This is a genomic window from Eubacterium ramulus (assembly GCF_003122485.1).
GTDB lineage: Bacteria > Bacillota > Clostridia > Lachnospirales > Lachnospiraceae > Eubacterium_I > Eubacterium_I ramulus_A.
Genome location: NZ_JRFU01000186.1, coordinates 1 through 4,749 on the forward strand (window position 1 = coordinate 1; position 4,749 = coordinate 4,749).

Annotated in this window: 4 protein-coding genes; 2 read left to right on the plus strand and 2 right to left on the minus strand. The window is 43.9% G+C overall.

Translation table 11 applies throughout. The features are described from left to right. Positions 1–138 precede the first annotated feature (138 nt). On the minus strand, positions 139–1,029 hold the full coding sequence (locus tag LG34_RS14785) for a sensor domain-containing diguanylate cyclase (RefSeq protein WP_109216749.1): 891 nt from the start codon (positions 1,027–1,029) through the stop codon (positions 139–141). Positions 1,030–1,037: 8 nt separating this feature from the next. After that, positions 1,038–1,583: a 4-vinyl reductase gene (locus LG34_RS14790; protein ID WP_242979918.1), complete on the minus strand. Its 546-nt coding sequence runs from the start codon at positions 1,581–1,583 to the stop codon at positions 1,038–1,040. 255 nt (positions 1,584–1,838) lie between these two features. Here LG34_RS14790 and LG34_RS14795 point away from each other — a divergent pair, with 255 nt between their 5' ends. Both LG34_RS14795 and LG34_RS14800 read left to right on the plus strand, forming a co-directional pair. Beyond that, the gene (locus LG34_RS14795) at positions 1,839–3,734 is read left to right on the plus strand and encodes an ABC-F family ATP-binding cassette domain-containing protein (RefSeq protein ID WP_109216750.1); all 1,896 of its coding nucleotides are present in this window, start codon (positions 1,839–1,841) and stop codon (positions 3,732–3,734) included. 34 nt (positions 3,735–3,768) lie between these two features. Next, positions 3,769–4,647, plus strand: coding sequence for a DMT family transporter (locus LG34_RS14800; RefSeq protein ID WP_109216751.1), 879 nt, complete (start codon positions 3,769–3,771; stop codon positions 4,645–4,647). Positions 4,648–4,749 lie beyond the last annotated feature (102 nt).

A 4,749-nucleotide genomic window follows, 5' to 3' on the forward strand; every position in this document is an offset into this window, starting at 1 on the left:
GCTGACCAGAATCACGCACCAAGTCTCACGTGCGTTCGACTTGAATAAACGGAAATCGAGTTATTTTGTCTTATTGGCTAACCAATCGCTCGCTAAGAAAAAATAACTCGATTTCCTCAATTTACACAGAGTCTTTTTCTACTCATCTGATAACTGCTTGGTGTAAATGTGTCTATGCTGTGCTTTCTGTTGGTACATGATGTGGTCAGCTTGTTCGATAATGTCGTTGACGCACAAATCCTTGTGATCTGTCGGGATTTCTATGACACCAAAGCTGAATCCTTTCGGATATGGCTTGGTCTCTACATGTTCAAATGCGGTCTGCATATAGGTGATGCGTTCTTTTGCCTGAGCAGCGGTCCAGTCTTCCATAACCAGACAGAATTCATCTCCGCCGACACGGGCGAAAATATCTTCTTTTCGTATGAAATTCTTTACGGTCTTTACAAAATGGCAGATGTATCTATCGCCTTCTACATGTCCGAAATGGTCGTTGATGTATTTTAAATGATCCAGATCACAGTAGCAGAAGATCAGTGGTTTGTTGTTTTTGAGTAATTCTGTCATTTGTTCCGTAAGGAAGTAGCGGTTTCCAATGCCGGTCAGAGGATCCAGATAAGCTTCCGTCAGCAGTCTTTCTCTAAAGGATTCTTCCCGTTCCTGAAGCTGCCGTGTCATGGTGTTGAAAGCTTCCGAAAATTCCCCAAGATAAGAAACGCTTTGAGAGTAGTCACCTTTTGCTACCTGTTTTGCCTGCCAGGTCAGATGATTTAAGTTTGCGTGAATATTTTTCAGATTTTCACATAAAAAATTATCTCTTGGCGGGGTTTTTACTGATAAATTTCCACGGGAAAGAGCTTCGGAATAAGTCTTCATCTCACGTACCGCACGTTCCAGAAATTGCAGTCCTAACCCAAGTTTCTGGTATGGTTCCTCCAGTTTGGCCACATCCAGCGTTTGAATCTGGGAATCATACAGAATACTGCGTAAATATTCAAAAAGTAAGTCACAGTTTTTGTCTTCACTCATAAAAATCCTTATCCTTCTGATTCAATCACATCTGCACGGAATCGGCATACACGATCTCCGGTTGCCCAACAGTCTATTTCAATGGCAGAGTATGGTTTTCCGGTATATACGGACAGAATGCCGGAGATAAAACCTTCCTCATAATTACAAACGGTTTCACCGAGAACCGGGAGACCGGAGCAGTCGGCATCTTCGGAAACGGTCAAAATGATTCGTCCACTCTGTTCATCTATATTTTCAATTCGCAGTACACCGATTTTTAAATCCTGCATTTTTGCCTGAAGTTCACTGATAAATGCATTCAGCGGCTGATCAAGATTCAACATATGACGCGCAAAGTATTTGCCGCTGCGCTGACCGGCTTCCCGGAAAATGTCGATCTGTTTTTCTTTGCCAAACTGAGCGATCAGTTCTTCTTTGATGGAATATTCCAACATACGGTAGACCAGAACCGGAAGTGTTTCTCCTAAGTTACTGCGGCTGTTTTCGTCGTATTGCAGATATTGTTCGAAAGAAATCGGTTTCTGATTTTCCATAAAAATATTATGCTCCATAATGATAAATCTCCTCTTTGCAGCATTGTTAAAAAACATACAAAAATCAATGCTTTCTTTAATGTTTAAGTATATCATTTCAAGTTTAAATATGCAAGGAAACAGGTGCGATTTTGTGAATGGCGCGTGTGAACTGTAACATTCGATTTGAAATAGGCGATAGAAGGAAAAGCATTGCGCTGAGGGGTTTGTATTTTTGGCGAAAATCAGTTAAAATAGAACTGACAAGAAACATAGAAATGGAATATATTGATTATGAATTTATTATCATTGGAAAATATTACAAAAGCGTATACAGAACGTGTACTGCTTGACAAAGCGTCTTTTTTCCTGCAGGAAGGGGAAAAAGTCGGAATCATTGGCATCAACGGAACCGGAAAGTCCACACTTTTAAAAATTGCTGCGGGACTGGAGGAACCGGATGAGGGAAGCTGTACGAAAGCAAACCATGTGGTGATCCGTTTTTTGCCACAGACGCCGGAATTTGATGACATCTGCACCGTCTGGGAGCATGTGGAGAAAAAAATGTCTGAGAGCACACAGTGGGACATGGAAGGAGAAGCGAAAAGCATGCTTCAGACCCTTGGCATTGTCCGATTGGATCAGAAAATATCGGAGCTTTCCGGTGGTCAGCGAAAACGTCTGGCGCTGGCGGAGATTTTGATGCAGCCTTGCGATATTCTGGTGCTGGATGAGCCGACGAACCATTTGGATCACGCCATGGCAACTTGGCTGGAGGATTATCTGAAACGCTGGCGCGGCAGCCTGATCATGGTAACTCATGACCGTTATTTTTTAGACAGCGTGTCCAACCGGATCGTGGAGATCGACAAAGGAAAAATCTACAGTTACGATACGAATTATTCCGGATTTCTGGAGCTGAAAGCCCAGAGAGAGGAGATGGAAGCGGCAACTGAACGGAAACGCCAGTCGATCCTGCGGGTAGAATTAGAGTGGGTAAAACGTGGCGCAAGAGCCCGTTCCACCAAGCAGAAAGCCCGTCTGGAGCGTTATGAGGAGATGAAAAACCAGCATGGACCGCAGAGTGACGGGCAGGTATCCATGAGTTCCATCACAACCCGTATGGGAAATACGACTATTGAAATTGATGGCATCAGCAAGTCTTACGGAAACTGTACTTTTATCCGTGATTTTTCATACATATTTTTGAAAAATGACCGTGTGGGATTTGTGGGAACCAATGGATGCGGCAAGACCACGTTAATGAAAATGCTGGCAGGCAGAGAAGAACCGGACAGCGGAACCATTAAAGTGGGGCAGACCATTAAGATCGGATATTATTCACAGGAGATCGAGAGCAGCAAAGAGGCCGGAATTGCCTATATGGATCCGAACATGCGCGTCATTGATTACATTCGTGAGACCGCAGAATTTGTCCGGACAGAAGATGGTCTGATCAGTGCTTCTGCCATGCTGGAGCGGTTTTTATTCCCGCCACAGGCACAGTACAGCTTGATTGGAAAACTTTCCGGTGGTGAGCGCAGACGTCTGAATCTGCTTCGGGTATTGATGGAGTCACCAAACGTGTTGATCCTGGATGAGCCGACCAACGATCTGGATATTTCCACATTGACGATTTTGGAAGATTATCTGGATCACTATCAGGGCATTGTGATCATCGTGTCCCATGACCGTTATTTTCTGGATCGTACTGTCAATCGTATTTTTGCCTTTGAAGATGGTGGCGTGTTAAAACAGTACGAGGGTGGTTACACTGATTATGCCCTGAAAGCAGGAGAAGCAGCACAGTGCAATCTGTCCGTGCAGGACGGAATCGTCGGATCGTCTAATACAGGTTTGAAAGCAAATGCAGATGTGTCTGCTGATGGAGCGGCGGAGACCGGCGGCCGTGCAGCTTATGACAACTACCGTGCAAACAGGGAGCGTAAGCTGAAATTTTCCTATAAGGAAAAAATGGAGTATGAGACCATTGAGCAGGATATTTTGGATCTGGAAGAAAAGCTGGAATCGCTGGACAATGAGATGGCAGCCAATGCTACCAATTCCAAACGTCTGTCAGAGCTGGCAGCGGAGCGGGAACAGACCGAAGCAGATCTGGAACATAAAATGGAGCGTTGGGAATATCTGGAAGAACTTGCAGAAAAAATCAATGCACAGAATGAGAATTAGTATAGGTAATAGGTGTAGAAAGCAGGTGTAAGTTATGAAACAGAAAGTAAAGTATAAGGGAATCATGTTTATCGTATTGTCGGCACTTTGCTTCGCGTTTATGAATGTGTTTGTACGAATGGCGGGGGATCTGCCTGCGGTGCAGAAGAGTTTCTTCCGAAATCTGGTGGCGTTTATCATTGCGCTGGCGATGATGGTGCGTCATAAGGAAACATTTCAGGTGGAAAAAGGAAACTGGAAGTTTATGCTTCTGAGAGCAATCTTTGGAACGTTAGGAATTTTGTGTAATTTCTACGCAGTGGATCATCTGGTGCTTTCCGATGCATCCATGTTGAATAAAATGTCACCGTTTTTCGTTATTTTATTCTCATTCCTGATCTTAAAAGAAAAACTGACACCGATTCAGGTGACTGCGGTTTGCGGCGCTTTTATCGGAAGTCTGTTTATTATTAAACCGACATTTTTAAATATGAATCTGATGCCGTCACTGATCGGCCTTTGCGGCGGTTTGTGTGCTGGAATTGCGTACACGATGGTGCGAGTCCTTGGACAGCGGGGACAGAAAGGCGTATCCGTGGTACTGTTTTTCTCAGGATTTTCCTGCTTAGTGACGCTGCCGTACTTATTGTTAAATTATCATACAATGACTATGTGGCAGGGAATTGTTCTTCTGGGAGCCGGAGTGGCTGCGGCAGGCGGACAGTTCGCCATTACAGCAGCTTATTATCATGCACCGGCGAGAGAAATCTCCGTTTACGATTATTCTCAGATCATATTTTCTGCGATCATTGGATTCTTGTTATTCCATCAGATTCCGGATCGGTTCAGTGTGCTGGGATATGTGATCATCATTGGAATGGCGGTTTGGATGTTCTTCTATAATCAGCGCCACGATGCAGCAGAGATAAAATAATAAAAAATATCAATAATATCATAGCCAATGAATACTCTTGTTAAAAGAATATTTTATATCAGATGGGAGCCAATCCCCCATCTGATATAGCCTCCGGCAGGA

Bases quoted from the DNA above. Each gene is read 5' to 3' on its own strand.
- LG34_RS14800 (WP_109216751.1), top strand. From the start codon at position 3,769: ATGAAACAGAAAGTAAAGTATAAGGGAATCATGTTTATCGTATTGTCG.
- LG34_RS14785 (WP_109216749.1), bottom strand. From the start codon at position 1,029: ATGAGTGAAGACAAAAACTGTGACTTACTTTTTGAATATTTACGCAGT.
- LG34_RS14790 (WP_242979918.1), bottom strand. From the start codon at position 1,583: ATGGAGCATAATATTTTTATGGAAAATCAGAAACCGATTTCTTTCGAA.
- LG34_RS14795 (WP_109216750.1), top strand. From the start codon at position 1,839: ATGAATTTATTATCATTGGAAAATATTACAAAAGCGTATACAGAACGT.